Here is a 14648-nt window from a genome sequence, read left to right as displayed (position 1 = left end):
AACTCGCCTTTTTTTAAACTTTTGATTAGAACGGTAAATCGTCGTCTAAATCAGCTGGTGCAGATGCTGGTTGTTGTGGCGCTTTAGGAGCGAAACCACCACCTTGTGGGCTGTTGCCACCATTACCGAAACCACCTTGTCCACCATAACCACCGCCATTGTTTTGACCGTAGCCACCACCTTGGTTGTTGTTTTGATAACCGCCACCTTGTTGAGGTGCGTTAAAACGTGGTTGGTTAAAATCATTACCGCCAGCGAAACCTTGTTCACCTTGTTGACGAGCATCTAACATTTGCATCTGGTCGCCACGGATTTCTGTCGTGTAACGTTCTTGACCATTTTGGTCTGTCCACTGACGTGTACGTAATGAACCTTCGATATAAACCTTAGAACCTTTACGCAAAAATTGCTGAGCAATTTCTCCTAAACGGTTATGCAAAACAATACGGTGCCATTCTGTTTGTTCTTTACGTTCACCTGACGTTTTATCGGTCCAAACTTCACTTGTCGCGATTGAAAACTGGGTTAACGAGCCCCCATTTGGAAAAGTTTTTGTTTCAGGATCACGACCCAAAGTACCAACCAAAATAACCTTATTTACACCACGCATTAGCTGTCTTCATCCTATTCATTTCTATGTTTTACTTTATAAGAGTTATGCTTAAATGGCTACCTCTTTACCAAACAACTGCGTTAAATCACGTCGTGCAGCATCATCAAGAGACTGTTTATCGACTTTAATATAAGCAACTTGCTGGTCAGGCATCACCACAACTTCTTCAATACCACGAATTGCCAATAGCTGTGTGGTCCACTCATTCACCTGTTGCACTTGCGGCAATGGCAACACAATCGATGACAAATACCGCGGCTGAGCTAAACCAAAACTAATTAGCAACCATATTATAGCAATCCCTGCTAAGACACTCCATCCAATCGCAGTATTATGTAACATCAATAATTGACCACCCAAGGTACCACCAAAAAAAGCACCTAAGAACTGGCTACTGGCATTTACACCCATAGCGGTGGCCTTCGACTGAATTGGAGCCGACTTTGACAACCAAGAAGGCAATAAAGCTTCCATCACATTAAAAGCAATAAAGAAAATACCGAGGCCTGCAAGCAGAACATATTTAGACTGATAACCAAATATAAGGAGTAGCAAACCCGCAATAATGCCTGTAATGGCTGTTAAGAAGATTCCTCGCATTTTGCGATATTTTTCAGCGAGGATAATGCTAGGAAATGCAAAAAATAAACTAATCACCAAAAGTGGCAAATACACTAAACCGTGGCTTGCTAAAGGAATATGTGCGAACTCGATAAGCTGTGAAGGCACATAAATAAACATGGCAGTCAGCAATAAATGCAATGCAAAAACCGAAACATGTAAACGGTTTAAATCACCCATTTGAATGACTTGCTTAAGCTGTGCCATGTAGCCTTGCTGATAGTTACGATGATGGCGAGTTACTTTAGGTACAAGCAATAACATCGCAATCGCAATCAAGCCCATAATGGTCGTGACAAAGAATAATCCAGAAATACCAACAATGCTGGTGAGCCAAGGTCCAAGGCTAAACGCCACTACAAAAGACAGACCAATACTCATACCCATGGCAGCCATGGCTTTAGTACGCTGCTCTTCACGTGTGACATCGGCTAAAAGCGCCATGACAACTGCTGAAACTGCACCTGCACCAGCGATGGCACGGCCAATAATTACGCCATAAATCGTGTCTGATAAACCCGCAATTGCTCCACCAATAGCAAAGAGCAGTAGGCCAAATACTACAAGTGGTTTACGGCTAAAACGGTCAGCCAGTAAGCTAAATGGAATTTGTAAAATAGCCTGACTTAAGCCATAAACACCCACAGCTAAACCAATGAGTGCCGGAGTCGCATATTGATATGACTGCCCGACTACAGAAAAAACCGGAATAATCATGAACAAACCCAACATGCGTAGCGCAAAAATACTACTTAAAGCAAAAGTTGAGCGGCGTTCCAAAGCATTCATCATATCAATACACGTTATCAAACTAGGCAAATTATAAGCCGATTCGTTTCTAAAAATACGGGAGAGATGATTTAAAATAACGATTTCGGCTGAAAAAAATAAAGAGGCATTTAGCCTCTTTATTCTATCGAACTTTACTGAAAATTAGCTTAAGACGACTCTTGTTCGCGTTTCGCATATTGGATAGATGCAATCACTGCCCATGCAATAAATGCAACACCAATGAGGCCTGTCACGACTTCCGGTATATGTAAACCTGTACCACTTGCAATCATAATGAAAGCCAAAGCACCAATCGCATAATGGGCACCATGCTCTAAGAACACGTAAGCATCTAGCGTACCTTTTTCAACAAGATAAACCGTCATTGAACGCACAAACATTGCACCAATTGCAAGACCCAACATAATCACGACAACGTCGCTGGTAATTGCAAATGCACCAATTACACCATCAAAACTAAATGATGCATCTAACACTTCAAGGTATAAGAAACCGCCCAAACCGGCTTTAATCACACCAGAAGCAGCGCCTGAACCATCTTGCATGACTGCATTACCATCTTCATCAATTTCAGGTTCGCCGCCCAATAAATGGCTAAGAACTTGCACACCAATGTAAACCACAATGCCCCAAACGCCAGCCATGGTTACAGCTAAACGTTCATGATCTTCAACATAGCCAGCCATTACAATTAAAGCGATGAGTGCAATAAAAACAGACATTGCCGGTACGTTAGCCAAGTCAGATAATTTGACTTCAAGCCATCTAAACCAATGCGTTTCTTTCTCTTCGTCAAAGAAGAAGTTTAAGAAAACCAACAATAAGAATGTTCCACCGAAAGCTGAGATTTCAGCGTGATGAGCCATTAAACGTTCAGAATAAGTTTTTGGATCATTGAGTGCCATTTTAGCAACTTCAATAAAGCCCATATCGGCAGTCATAGAAACGATCAAGACAGGGAAAATCAAACGCATACCAAAAACGGCGATTAAAATACCGACTGTCAAAAAGATCATTTTCCAGAAATGATCCCACCCACGAAGTACCGATGCATTTACGACAGCATTGTCAAAAGATAATGAAACCTCCATTACAGCTAAAATTGCAGTAATGGTTAAAGCTTTAAGCATGGTAGACACGCCTGCTTCAGGTCCATGGGTAAAACCCCAGTAAGCGGCGAGTGCTAAACACACCACCGTAAAAAATATCGAAAATCGGAAATGCTTCATGGATCAGACCTATACCAAGAACTAAATTTAATCTTTCTTAAAAACCGCGGCTATTATATCGATAATTAACCACAAAACGATGTTGTTTTATGCCGTTATTACCTTTACTTTATCCCTATGTTTAATAAAGAAATTTATAATATTTAATTAACTTATTAATCGTATTAAATATTTTCTTGCGATATATCTACCATTATTATTTTTGTATTTTAAAATTGATTTAAAATCCGCTTCAGCTGTCTTATTTTAAATGGAATGATTTTATGCTTTTTTCTCAAGAACTCTGGCAACGTAATTTAAATTTATATCAAAAAATTCTCGACCTTCCTTTTAATCAGGAACTTGCTAACGGTACTTTAGATAAAGAAGCTTTTTGTCATTATGTCATTCAAGATGCTCAATACCTTGTGGCTTATGGCCGCGTACTGGCTGTTGCGGCAGCAAAGGCGTTTGAAGCTGACGATATTATGCAATTTTCAGATGCCGCTAAAATTGCAATTGTGGTTGAACGCAGCTTGCATGATGACTTTATGAAAAACTTTGGGGTAACCAAAGAAGAATTTAAAAATACACCATTAACTTTAGCAGGCCATCATTACACTTCATTTTTAACAGCAACGGCTTGGTCTGAGAGTTACCCTGTTGTACTCGCTGCCCTTTTACCTTGCTTCTGGATTTATGCCGAAGTCGGTAAAGATATTGTAAGTAAATCAATTCCTAATAACCCTTACCAAGCATGGATTGATACCTATGCAGGCGAAGAGTTCCATACTGCTGTTCGTAATGTGATTGCCACAGTAGATAAAGTGGCCGCACGCTGTGATGCAGACACATTAGAGAAAATGCATGCCGCTTACACGATGGGTGCAAAACTTGAGTGGTTATTTTGGGATAGCGCCTACCACCAAAGACAATGGTTAGGTTTAGACCATATTTAAAACTTTAAAAGAATCGATCAGTTTGTTCATACCTGTTCGATTCTTAATAAAATGCGAGATAAATATGTATATCGGCGAATTAGCATCTTTAACTGGAGCTACTCCTAAAGCCATTCGACATTATGAAAAATTAGGCTTGCTACCAGTTGCAAAAAGAAAAGGAAATTATCGTGTTTATGAAGAGATTGATGTTAAATCAGTTAAGATGATTCGTCTTGCACAAGCTGTAGGATTTAGCCTTTCTGAGCTTTATGAGTTGTCAGCTTTAAAATATAAAAATAATCGCTTTCCAGTAGAAATTGCTCAACAGCTTATTCAAAAAAAGAATCAACAAATTATTGAACAAAAAGAAGCATTAAATCGTTTACAAGAAGATTTAAAACAACTGGAAGATGAGATTATTGAAACTTATATTACCAGTAAAATTTCTGCTTAAAATGATGCATAAAAATCTAAAAATAGCTTTTGAATTTAGCGCTTGACTCTGCCCTTAGGGACAAGGTTTATCGTAAGGACTTCATGTATTACGGATAAATAAAATGAGCGCTCATCTTTCTACATTTAAAAATTCAACAGCATTAATTACAGGCGCATCTTCAGGAATAGGTAAAGCGTATGCTCAAAAAATTGCATCTTTAGGAATCCACCTGATTTTAACAGCGCGCTCCGAACAAAAACTAAATGATTTAGCCGATGAACTTAGAAAAAAATATAGCGTAAATGTTGAGGTGATTGTTTTAGATTTAGCTCAACCCGATTCAGCTCAGACCTTATTTAATGAAGTACAGGCGAGAAAATTATCGGTAGAAATTTTAATTAACAACGCAGGATTTGGTAAATGGACCAAGTTCCTAGATCAATCGCTTTCTACCTATCAAGAAATGATTACACTTAACATCAGCAGCGTAACGTCTTTATGTTATCTGTTTTTGCCACATATGCTTTCGAACAAAAAAGGCATCATGATTAATATTTCATCGACAGGTGCCTTCCAACCTCTCCCTTATATTGCTGTCTATGGCGCAACTAAATCTTATGTATTGCAGTTTACTGAAGCTCTTGCAGGGGAATATGGCTCTTCGGGTGTTAAGTTTATCGCTGTTTGTCCAGGCAATACCGAAACCAATTTTACTCAAGTCGCAAATGCCGATACCAGCGGTATGAAAAGCTCTACGGTAGATGACGTTGTCTCTGCAACAGTTAGAGCGTTAGATAAAAATAAAGCAACAGTAGTGGTGGGTTGTAGTAATTATTTAACGTCTCAATTGCCCCGCATTCTTTCCCGCAAAAAAATGATCAATTTAGTCGAAGGCATGCTCAGAACGCGTATTGTTGAGCAATCATAAAAAATGCTTCAATTTAAAAGATTAAGGGATTTCTCTTAATCTTTTAATGCTGAAATAGCTGCCAGCCATAAATTAAACCTGCCGCAGCGACCACCCAACAAAGGGTTGCCAACCCTAGACACGACCACATCGACATGCGTGTTGCGAGCATATAAACAGCCACTAAATAAATGGCATAAGGAATAAGTGACCATAGACCAAACAGAGCCGTTTTTTGTAATGCCTCGGCCCCTTTTTGCTGATAGACAATCACATGAGCAATCAAAGCAAAGGTAGGAAAAAGCGGAACCAAACCTGCAATATAAAATGCCTTACTTTTCGATAAAATCGAAATAATGAGGACAACCCCAGCCCCCAACATACATTTTAAAAATAACGCCCACATACACTGGTCCTATCTGGCCATTTCCATATTAAAACGCTGTATTGTGCGCTTTTTAAAGAAAATTAACAGCGACTAAAGCAATCAAAGCTGGAACTGCCTGAATATAAATAATCTTTTTACTGGCAGTCAGCCCGCCATAAATACCTGCAATCAGTACACAGCCTAAAAAGAAGTTGGCAATTGATGTCGCAAACGGTGCATCAGCCAATAAAGACCAAAATAAACCCGCCGCTAAAAAGCCATTATAAAGCCCTTGGTTTTGTGCCATCACTTTGGTGAGCTTTGCTTTTTCAGCATTATTTCCAAAGGCTTTCATGCCATAAGGTTTATCCCACAAAAACATCTCTAACACTAAAATATAGACATGTAATATCGCGATAAGCGCAATGAATATTTGTCCGATCATATAGTTTTCCTTTTTATTTTAAAGATATGAAAAAAGATCAGTCTCTCGACTGATCTTTTAGTGTGTTACGGTTTTAACAACACCTTGCCTTGGCGAGCACCTTGTGTTGCTCTTTGGGCAGCTGTTTTAATCTCATCAAAACTAAATACACCTTCTACAGGTAGGATTAATTTTTTCTGAGTTGCTAAAGTTAATAACTCAACAATTAGTTCCTTTTTACGAGCTGCTGGCATTTCTTTGTTGACCACACTCGCCCAGAAGCCTTTTACTGTTGCTTGTTTAAAAATCAAATCACCCGATGAAATTTGCATGGTTTCACCAGTCATACTGCCAAACGAAACGAGCAAGCTATTTTCACTGAGTAAATTCAGCATTTCACCACTTGCGCTGCCACCAATCGAGTCCACACCAGCAATCAGCGGTTGTTCACCGTGAAGTTGTTTAACCTGCTCTTTCCAGTTAGGTTGATCAGTCGCAACAACATGTTGAATACCTAATGCTTGCATCTCTGCAATTGCGTCGGTACGACGAACCAGATTAATCACTGGTAAACCACGTGCCTGAGCAATCATGGCAACTGTTTTACCTACTGCACCATTCGCCGTGTTTTGAATGAGCCATTGACCCGGTTGAACATTTACAAAGTCGAGTAGCATGAGAGCACTAATTGGCATACCAATCAGCTGTGCTGCTGTTTCATCATCAATTTCATTATTGAGTGGAATAAGCCCTTGCGCTGGTGCAATAAAGTATTCAGCCCAACTGCCATGCACAGCCGCCACTGCAATACGCTGCCCTACTTGTACATGAGTAACGCCTTCACCCAAAGCATCAACAATACCAACGGCTTCACTACCACCAATCGCGGGTAAAGTTGGCTTGTAGCCATAGCTTCCACGTACTGTCCATACATCATGATTATGAATCGGAGACATGATGGTTTTAATACGCACTTCGCCTGCTTTTGGTTCTGGCTTTGGCATATCCGCCTGCTCTAAAACGTCTACAGGTTCGCCAAAATTACCATGGATAATACTTCGCATTCTTTATTCCTCTATCGGTTTTAAGAGTTGTTGGGTCGTTTCTAAAGCTAGATGTAGATGTGCTTTGTCTTGAGACAATTTTGTGAGTAAAGCGGCACCCAACCATAACTGATACATGACTTGCGCAGTTTTCAAAGGATCAATATGTTTTGGAATTGATCCTTCTTGTTGCCCTTCTTTGAGTAGTAAAGCTAGACGCTGCGTTAATTTGTGCACACCGTCATTTAGAATTTGACGCATATCTTCTGATAAGTCCGAAACTTCGGCTGCCAATTTCACAATCAAGCAGTTTTCAGCCCAGCTACCATGGACCGGATCATCAATCCACGCCTGCCATAAAGCCATTAAACGGGCATGGGCACTTTGCTCACTGTGCTGCCAAAGCTGTTCCATACGAACTTTATAGTCCGCCATGTATTGCTCTAACAATGCACAACCGAAAGCCTCTTTCGAAGCAAAGTAGTGATAGAACGAACCTTTGGGTACGTCACAAGCCTTTAAAATTTCTTGCAAACCAACACCGACAAATCCTTTGTGTAATACCAGCTCAAAGCTCGTATCCAAAATATGCTGTCGCGTGGTTTCGCTTTTATTTAATCGTTTCATGCAGACACCATACTCCACTATTAGACCAGTCGTCTAGTAAAATTATGTTGCTCAATAAAATTTGCTAAGAAGTAGAAATCAAAAGAAAGGAATGTTAAAAATACAACCTGCTTATTTAAACAAATTTTGTCGATTGTCGTTTAACCGTCACAATTTGTCGCTTTAAATCATTTTGTACCACTTGAACAATTTTAAATCGTTATCATATATAGGGTCTGTTGTTTATAAATAGCCACATCTCCCTGTGCTAATCAAAACAACACCTAAATTTTCATTAATACATAATTGAGATGTTTTATGAGCCAAAGTCATATCCGTATTCGAGGCGCACGTACCCATAATTTAAAAAATGTGTCTCTCGATATTCCACGCGATAAGTTTGTGGTAATTACGGGGTTATCAGGTTCAGGAAAATCTTCTCTTGCCTTCGATACCCTGTACGCCGAAGGACAACGCCGTTACGTCGAATCGCTTTCGGCCTATGCTCGCCAGTTTTTATCGCAAATGGAAAAGCCAGAAGTCGACTCGATTGAAGGTTTATCTCCAGCGATTGCCATTGAGCAAAAGTCTACGAGTCATAACCCACGTTCAACGGTAGGTACGATTACCGAAATTTATGACTATTTGCGTTTGCTTTATGCACGTGTCGGTACGCCATATTGCCCTGAACACGACTTGCCGATGGTTGCGCAAACTATTTCTGAAATGGTCGATGCTGTAAAAACACTTGAAGAAGGCACAGCACTCATGTTGCTTGCCCCTGTTGTTCGTGAACGTAAAGGTGAATACAGCAACCTGTTCGAGCAACTACAAGGTCAAGGTTTTGTTCGTGCCCGTGTTGATGGTGAAATCATTGATATTGATACACCACCCGAACTCGACAAAAAGAAAAAGCATACCATCGAAGTTGTCGTTGACCGCTTTAAAGTGCGTGAAGACTTAGGTAACCGTATTGCAGAATCATTTGAAACTGCACTGCGTTTAGGTGGCGATATTGCTGTTTTGTCATGGATGAATGGCGAACATCCTGATCGCGTTTTTTCTGCGAAGCATTCATGCCCTGAGTGTGATCGTGCAGTCGCAGAGCTTGAACCTCGCTTATTTTCATTTAACAACCCGTTCGGTGCCTGCCCTGTTTGTGATGGCTTAGGTACACGCAGTCATTTTAGTTCTGAAAAGCTCATTCCTAACCCTGAGCTAGCAATTAGTGAAGGGGCTATTCGTGGATGGGATCGTCAACGTCCATATTACTATTCGATGCTACAAAAAGTTGCCGATCATTTTGGTTTTCAACTTGATACGCCTTGGAACAAGCTAGATAAAGACACTCAAAAGAAATTCTTACAAGGCACTGGCAAAGAAAAAGTCGATTTAAGTTATATCGACGAACGTGGCCGTAAACATACTCGCGTACAACCGTTTGAAGGGATTTTACCGCACCTTGAACGTCGTTACCGTGAAACAGAAAGTAACTATGTACGAGATGATTTAGCCCAATACCTTTCTAATGCAGCGTGTGATGCATGTGATGGCTCACGTCTAAATGAAATTTCACGCCATGTTCGCGTTAAAGATAAAACGATTGCCGACATTACTCGCATGTCGATTGGTGATGCTGAAAGTTATTATCAAGATTTAAATCTTGAAGGCGCTAAAGGTGAAATCGCCGATAAAATCTTTAAAGAGATTCGTGAACGTTTGCATTTCTTGGTGAGTGTTGGACTTAACTATTTAAGTTTAGCTCGTTCTGCCGAAACATTATCGGGCGGTGAAGCACAGCGTATCCGTTTAGCTTCACAAATTGGTGCAGGCTTGATGGGTGTGATGTATGTCCTTGATGAACCTTCTATTGGCTTGCATCAACGCGATAATGATCGTTTATTACAAACGCTGATTCGCTTACGTGATTTAGGTAATACAGTATTAGTCGTTGAACACGATGAAGATGCTATTCGTGCAGCCGACCATATTATTGATATCGGGCCGGGTGCGGGTGTACATGGCGGTGTGATTATTGCTGAAGGAACTTATGATGAATTGGCTAAACATGCCGACTCACTCACAGGACAATACCTTTCTGGCAAACTCAAAATCGAAGTGCCAAAAAAACGCACTGAGTCGCCACGTCCAGATGAAGTCATCAAACTTTCAGGTGCAGCAGGCCACAACTTAAAAAATGTCGATTTAACCATTCCACTTGGCATTATGACCTGTGTGACTGGCGTTTCAGGTTCGGGTAAATCAACACTAATCAACCGTACTTTGCTTCCATTAGCAGCTACACAACTCAATGGCGCAACGACCTTAACAGCTGAAAAGTTTGACTCAATTGATGGACTTCAACATCTAGATAAAGTTGTTGATATTGACCAAAGCCCAATTGGACGTACACCACGCTCTAATCCTGCAACGTACACAGGTCTATTTACACCAATCCGTGAGTTATTTGCACAAACCCCAGAGGCAAAAGCCCGTGGTTATAGTGCTGGTCGTTTCTCGTTTAACGTGAAAGGCGGACGCTGTGAAGCCTGTGAAGGCGACGGCATGATTAAAGTCGCAATGCACTTCTTACCAGACATGTATGTACCTTGCGATGCATGTCATGGCAAACGTTATAACCGTGAAACGCTTGAAGTGGGTTATAAGGGCAAAAACATTTCTGATGTTTTAGAAATGACGGTTGAAGATGCTGCCGAGTTCTTTAGTGCAATTCCAGTCATCCACCGCCGCTTAGAAACCTTAACTCAGGTAGGCTTAGGCTATATTCGTTTAGGTCAGGCTGCTACTACACTTTCTGGTGGTGAAGCACAGCGTGTAAAACTCGCACGTGAGTTAGCTAAACGAGATACGGGTAAAACTTTATATATCTTAGATGAACCAACAACAGGTCTACATTTCCACGATATTGCCAAGTTACTCGATATTTTGCATGAGCTACGCAACAAGGGTAATACCATTGTGGTGATTGAACATAACCTTGATGTCATTAAAACAGCCGACTGGGTTGTTGACTTAGGTCCAGAAGGTGGTTCGGGCGGTGGTATGATCATTGCCGAAGGTACACCTGAACAAGTGGCTGAGGTTGAAATTTCCCATACGGGACGTTTCTTAAAACCGATGCTTAAATAAAGTTTAATTAAATTAGGCTAGAAGGTTAAATGACCTCTAGCCTAATTATTATTCACCTAATTCTTCTTCTAAACTCTCTAAACGACCATAATTAAATTTATGTGCGGGAATAAAAATATAATCTAATTCTGAAGTATTTATAAAAATTGTCCTATGATATCCCTCTGTAGGTAAATAGATAATTTCGTCTGCATCTTCTGGATCTATTTCAAGACAGGAAAAAGCCTCATACAACTTGCGATCCTCAAACATCGGCTCTCTTCTCATTTTTCCATTAGTAAATTGCCATTGAATTTCTGTTGCTCTGGCATACAATTTTTTTAATTGTTTAGATGCATCTCTTTTAACCTTTTCCCTATCTTCCTTCTTTATATGATCTTGTTCAATTAATGCATCTAACTCTTCTTCGGTTAAAAGTATTTTCTTTACATAGTTTTTTACTTTTTCTTCACTTATTAGATCTTTTACATACTCTAAACACTCAATATTCTCTATAACCAGCCATTCCTCATCTTCAATTCTATCCAATCCTAACCAATCTTTATATTTTTCAGGACCAAAAGTATCAAATGCTTCACTTGAGAGATAAACATCTTGTATTGAAGCTCGACGAATAAAGGCGATTCTATTATCTAAAGATTCAACAACTATAAAGTCGCCTTTACTATTCAATCGATAGTGTAGTCTAGATCTTTCAGCCTCAGTAATTGGAAATAAAAGCCCTTTTCCAGATCTGAAATGAAATGCTATTTCTCCAAAATATGTATTTTCATCACTAATCTCATCATGAATTCCTAAATTATCAAAAGGTCGAGGATTACCAAGTATTTCATCTACAGTTGAATTTAGAATTTTCGCTAATTTTGCTTGCTTACTCTTAGGAATAGAGGCAGCTCCAGATTCCCAACGTTGATAATTAGGTTGGCTGACTCCCATAGCTTCTGCAACTGCAGTTTGAGTCATCATGTTTGCTAGACGAACTTTTTTTAAAGCTGATAATTTCATTGTTAAAAGTTATACGTATAAATTATACAAAAAGTTATACTCTATTTAAAACTATGTCAATCCGCTGAAAACAAAGTCAAAAATTCAACTATAAAAATGGATAGAATATTTCATAAGATAAAATTAAAAGAAAACCAAATAATTAATTGAAAATATTATTAAAAAACAGAATTTTGAATTCTAATGGTAAGGTAAGAAAATCTGCATACACAAATTAAGTTATATAAATTCTTTTATGAAATAGTAATAAGACCTTATCCCTCTACAACATTTCGTCCCCGAGCTTTAGCTTTTAAAAGTGAACGGTCTGCTTTTTCTAACAGTTCCATCCAGCTTGTTGCTCCAATCGCAAAACCAATACTGACCGATACATGCAATTTTTCATGCGTATTAGATAAATCAACTTCTTCTAAAGAAATCGCAATACGAATTTTTTCAGCCAAGAGACGTGCATCTAAAAATGGTATCTGTTCTAATAAGATTAAGAACTCATCGCCACCATAACGAACGATTAAATCCGAAGCGCGCACATTCACTTTTAATTGATCTGCAATACGTTTAATCACTTGATCACCGACAATATGACCATATTGATCATTCACATCTTTAAAGCGATCTATATCAATAATCATTAAACAAGTTTGTGAAAATTTTTGAGGGTAGCTCTCTACAATTTTTAAATATTCAGATAAGGCCAAACGATTGGATACACCTGTTAAAGGGTCTGTATTTGCAATATTTTTAAGTTGGAATTCAAAAGCATCTCGCTGCTTAAGCATTCTTTGTAAACGGTCAATCGCTTCAAATAGTGAAATAAACTCACCCTTTTTAGGATTCAACTCATCTACTGGATAATCTTTGCTATGAGACAAATCAAGAATTAAGGTACGGGCCTGAATAAGAGGTTCAAATACCCTTCTCTTTGCATAAATTAAGGTAAGTAAAGCAGCCGCTAACGATATGCTAGAAATGAGCAAAGTCAGAAAGAATTTCTTTTTTGCCAAATAATTTTCTTGAGAAGCGATAAAGACACTTTTATTAAGTAGAAAGTTTTGTAAATCGATGACTGTTGTAAATTTATCAACGATTTGGTCTGTTAGTTCAGTTCCATTTAAATGATAAACCTCATGTTTTTGGCTTTCTTCTAAAAGTTGACCAACAATAGGCACGCCTTTATCTAAAAATTCCGTTTTAACTCTCGCGTAAAGGCGATGATATTCTGGAGTCTTGGCCTGCTCAGACTGTAGCGTATCTACAAGTGCCCATAAGTACCGAGCTTGCTGTTGAGTCTGCAAAGAGCGCGCCCGATTATCATTGGGTATGGTTTCTTTAAACGTCACTGGTGCAATAACATTAGATGCGGTGCGACCGGCCTGATCACGCATATCGGTTAATACAACAATCAAAGTAAAATAGTTATTAATTTGGCTATCTTTACTTTTTAACTGCAACATAAGCTTTTGCAAAATTTCTCGGCAACTATCCCAAGCACCGAACATCCCCAAAATTGCATGATCGAATTGCATAGAGGTTCGTGCTTGTTCAGGTGTTGCAGCATAATAGTCGACGACAGCCCGCGCCTGCTTCAAATCATCTCTAAATTTAGTATCTAAAGTATTTGCTAAATCAGAGTAGCCTTCTTCCTTTAAAATACGAATAGTTTCATTAATTTGCTGATCGACAGTAAGTCGATATTCTTTTAGCTTCTTCTGATTTTTTAAAAAGTCGGCAGCGTTACTCGACATTAATTTATTTGCCGGTGCACGTTCTTTAGATACCTTATTTGCAACTTCAGCAATCGATTTTAAGCTTTTGATTTCGACCAAAGCTTGTTTAGTTTTTAAATACTCTTGATAACTGCTGACAATAAGAGGCACAGCCATAAACAGTAAGGACAGAATAATGACCAACATGAAGAAAAATAGTCGATTACTGATATGTTCTGAACGTAATCCTGACATTTCTAGCTGGTACTCCGTAAATGTCCTACCATCATCACTACTATAGAATGAAGTAATTAACTCGCATCCTAGCACTTTAATGAGCAGAAGTTCAGCAACAAAGTTTGAATAACGCAATATACGCATTCATTGTTGGTATTTCATAAAAATCTGATCGAAAGAGCAAATGATGGCTATAGCAAAACTCCATTTTACAGCTGAAGTAAATTTCGCAATCCTATAAAAAGATTCTTTTTCCTCTTGGATGCCACTCCCAGCATCCGAAACCCAGCGCTAAGCTGGGTTCTTTTTATACAAACTAAAAAGAAGAAATTTCATGTAATTTTTTTAACAAATGTTAATGTTTTCTTATAGATAAAAAAAAGCTCAACCTTGGGGAAAGCTGAGCTCGTAAAGTCTGATGTGATAACACATCGTATCTGGGAAAGCACTGCTAACTATAAAAATGTTAGATAGTGAACTTTGCAATTGAATTGTGTGACTTATCTCTAATTTTGTAAAGTTGATTAAATTGATCAGAATTAATTTTTTAATCGTTTTTTTGATTTAAAAACGTATTTTTTTTGCCTTATTC

The 14648-nt window shown here is 38.9% G+C and carries 13 protein-coding genes; 4 read left to right on the top strand and 9 right to left on the bottom strand.

Annotated features, from left to right (window positions below):
- Window positions 1-25 precede the first annotated feature (25 nt).
- From ssb to ACH63V_RS13430, 3 genes are all read right to left on the bottom strand, one after another.
- The gene (gene ssb, locus ACH63V_RS13440; RefSeq protein WP_002053972.1) at window positions 26-610 is read right to left on the bottom strand and encodes a single-stranded DNA-binding protein; all 585 of its coding nucleotides are present in this window, start codon (window positions 608-610) and stop codon (window positions 26-28) included.
- A 51-nt stretch (window positions 611-661) separates the two neighbouring features.
- Window positions 662-2026, bottom strand: coding sequence for an MFS transporter (locus ACH63V_RS13435; RefSeq protein WP_331422604.1), 1365 nt, complete (start codon window positions 2024-2026; stop codon window positions 662-664).
- Window positions 2027-2172: 146 nt separating this feature from the next.
- A complete protein-coding gene (locus tag ACH63V_RS13430) occupies window positions 2173-3255 on the bottom strand; it encodes a DUF475 domain-containing protein (RefSeq protein WP_304391371.1) in 1083 nt (360 codons plus the stop codon).
- A 263-nt stretch (window positions 3256-3518) separates the two neighbouring features.
- On the opposite strand from ACH63V_RS13430, the gene tenA reads away from it, so the two are divergent.
- The 3 genes from tenA to ACH63V_RS13415 all read left to right on the top strand — a co-directional run bounded on the left by tenA (window position 3519) and on the right by ACH63V_RS13415 (window position 5539).
- The gene (gene tenA, locus ACH63V_RS13425; RefSeq protein ID WP_049837506.1) at window positions 3519-4193 is read left to right on the top strand and encodes a thiaminase II; all 675 of its coding nucleotides are present in this window, start codon (window positions 3519-3521) and stop codon (window positions 4191-4193) included.
- 64 nt (window positions 4194-4257) lie between these two features.
- A complete protein-coding gene (locus ACH63V_RS13420) occupies window positions 4258-4629 on the top strand; it encodes a MerR family transcriptional regulator (RefSeq protein ID WP_275285406.1) in 372 nt (123 codons plus the stop codon).
- A 103-nt stretch (window positions 4630-4732) separates the two neighbouring features.
- Window positions 4733-5539 (top strand): SDR family NAD(P)-dependent oxidoreductase, encoded by an 807-nt coding sequence (locus ACH63V_RS13415; protein WP_396463775.1) that lies wholly within the window; start codon window positions 4733-4735, stop codon window positions 5537-5539.
- A gap of 43 nt (window positions 5540-5582) precedes the next feature.
- On the opposite strand, the gene ACH63V_RS13410 is transcribed toward ACH63V_RS13415, so the two are convergent.
- The 4 genes from ACH63V_RS13410 to ACH63V_RS13395 form a co-directional block, all read right to left on the bottom strand.
- The gene (locus ACH63V_RS13410) at window positions 5583-5924 is read right to left on the bottom strand and encodes a GlpM family protein (RefSeq protein WP_004704995.1); all 342 of its coding nucleotides are present in this window, start codon (window positions 5922-5924) and stop codon (window positions 5583-5585) included.
- 52 nt (window positions 5925-5976) lie between these two features.
- Entirely contained in the window at window positions 5977-6330 is a 354-nt protein-coding gene (locus tag ACH63V_RS13405; RefSeq protein ID WP_002053763.1) for a DUF1304 domain-containing protein, read from the bottom strand.
- Between the two features lie 65 nt (window positions 6331-6395).
- On the bottom strand, window positions 6396-7373 hold the full coding sequence (locus tag ACH63V_RS13400; RefSeq protein WP_396463774.1) for a zinc-binding dehydrogenase: 978 nt from the start codon (window positions 7371-7373) through the stop codon (window positions 6396-6398).
- Between the two features lie 3 nt (window positions 7374-7376).
- Window positions 7377-7979: a TetR/AcrR family transcriptional regulator gene (locus tag ACH63V_RS13395; protein ID WP_396463773.1), complete on the bottom strand. Its 603-nt coding sequence runs from the start codon at window positions 7977-7979 to the stop codon at window positions 7377-7379.
- Between the two features lie 297 nt (window positions 7980-8276).
- Here ACH63V_RS13395 and uvrA point away from each other — a divergent pair, with 297 nt between their 5' ends.
- Entirely contained in the window at window positions 8277-11108 is a 2832-nt protein-coding gene (gene uvrA, locus ACH63V_RS13390; RefSeq protein ID WP_396463772.1) for an excinuclease ABC subunit UvrA, read from the top strand.
- Between the two features lie 48 nt (window positions 11109-11156).
- On the opposite strand, the gene ACH63V_RS13385 is transcribed toward uvrA, so the two are convergent.
- Window positions 11157-12113 carry a helix-turn-helix domain-containing protein gene (locus tag ACH63V_RS13385; RefSeq protein ID WP_025465223.1) on the bottom strand — a complete coding sequence of 319 codons (957 nt, stop codon included), beginning with the start codon at window positions 12111-12113 and terminating at the stop codon, window positions 11157-11159.
- A gap of 254 nt (window positions 12114-12367) precedes the next feature.
- Window positions 12368-14074 carry a GGDEF domain-containing protein gene (locus tag ACH63V_RS13380; RefSeq protein ID WP_396463793.1) on the bottom strand — a complete coding sequence of 569 codons (1707 nt, stop codon included), beginning with the start codon at window positions 14072-14074 and terminating at the stop codon, window positions 12368-12370.
- Window positions 14075-14648: the final 574 nt, after the last annotated feature.

It is taken from the genome of Acinetobacter sp. ABJ-A23_2, assembly GCF_044538765.1.
Lineage (GTDB): Bacteria > Pseudomonadota > Gammaproteobacteria > Pseudomonadales > Moraxellaceae > Acinetobacter > Acinetobacter nosocomialis_A.
Note: the sequence above shows the minus strand (reverse complement) of the source record. Positions and strands in the feature narration are given on the sequence as shown.

Bases quoted from the DNA above. Each gene is read 5' to 3' on its own strand.
- ACH63V_RS13380 (WP_396463793.1), bottom strand. From the start codon at position 14,074: ATGTCAGGATTACGTTCAGAACATATCAGTAATCGACTATTTTTCTTC.
- ACH63V_RS13385 (WP_025465223.1), bottom strand. From the start codon at position 12,113: ATGAAATTATCAGCTTTAAAAAAAGTTCGTCTAGCAAACATGATGACT.
- ACH63V_RS13405 (WP_002053763.1), bottom strand. From the start codon at position 6,330: ATGATCGGACAAATATTCATTGCGCTTATCGCGATATTACATGTCTAT.
- ACH63V_RS13400 (WP_396463774.1), bottom strand. From the start codon at position 7,373: ATGCGAAGTATTATCCATGGTAATTTTGGCGAACCTGTAGACGTTTTA.
- uvrA (WP_396463772.1), top strand. From the start codon at position 8,277: ATGAGCCAAAGTCATATCCGTATTCGAGGCGCACGTACCCATAATTTA.
- ACH63V_RS13435 (WP_331422604.1), bottom strand. From the start codon at position 2,026: ATGATGAATGCTTTGGAACGCCGCTCAACTTTTGCTTTAAGTAGTATT.
- ACH63V_RS13395 (WP_396463773.1), bottom strand. From the start codon at position 7,979: ATGAAACGATTAAATAAAAGCGAAACCACGCGACAGCATATTTTGGAT.
- ssb (WP_002053972.1), bottom strand. From the start codon at position 610: ATGCGTGGTGTAAATAAGGTTATTTTGGTTGGTACTTTGGGTCGTGAT.
- ACH63V_RS13420 (WP_275285406.1), top strand. From the start codon at position 4,258: ATGTATATCGGCGAATTAGCATCTTTAACTGGAGCTACTCCTAAAGCC.
- ACH63V_RS13410 (WP_004704995.1), bottom strand. From the start codon at position 5,924: ATGTGGGCGTTATTTTTAAAATGTATGTTGGGGGCTGGGGTTGTCCTC.
- ACH63V_RS13430 (WP_304391371.1), bottom strand. From the start codon at position 3,255: ATGAAGCATTTCCGATTTTCGATATTTTTTACGGTGGTGTGTTTAGCA.
- tenA (WP_049837506.1), top strand. From the start codon at position 3,519: ATGCTTTTTTCTCAAGAACTCTGGCAACGTAATTTAAATTTATATCAA.
- ACH63V_RS13415 (WP_396463775.1), top strand. From the start codon at position 4,733: ATGAGCGCTCATCTTTCTACATTTAAAAATTCAACAGCATTAATTACA.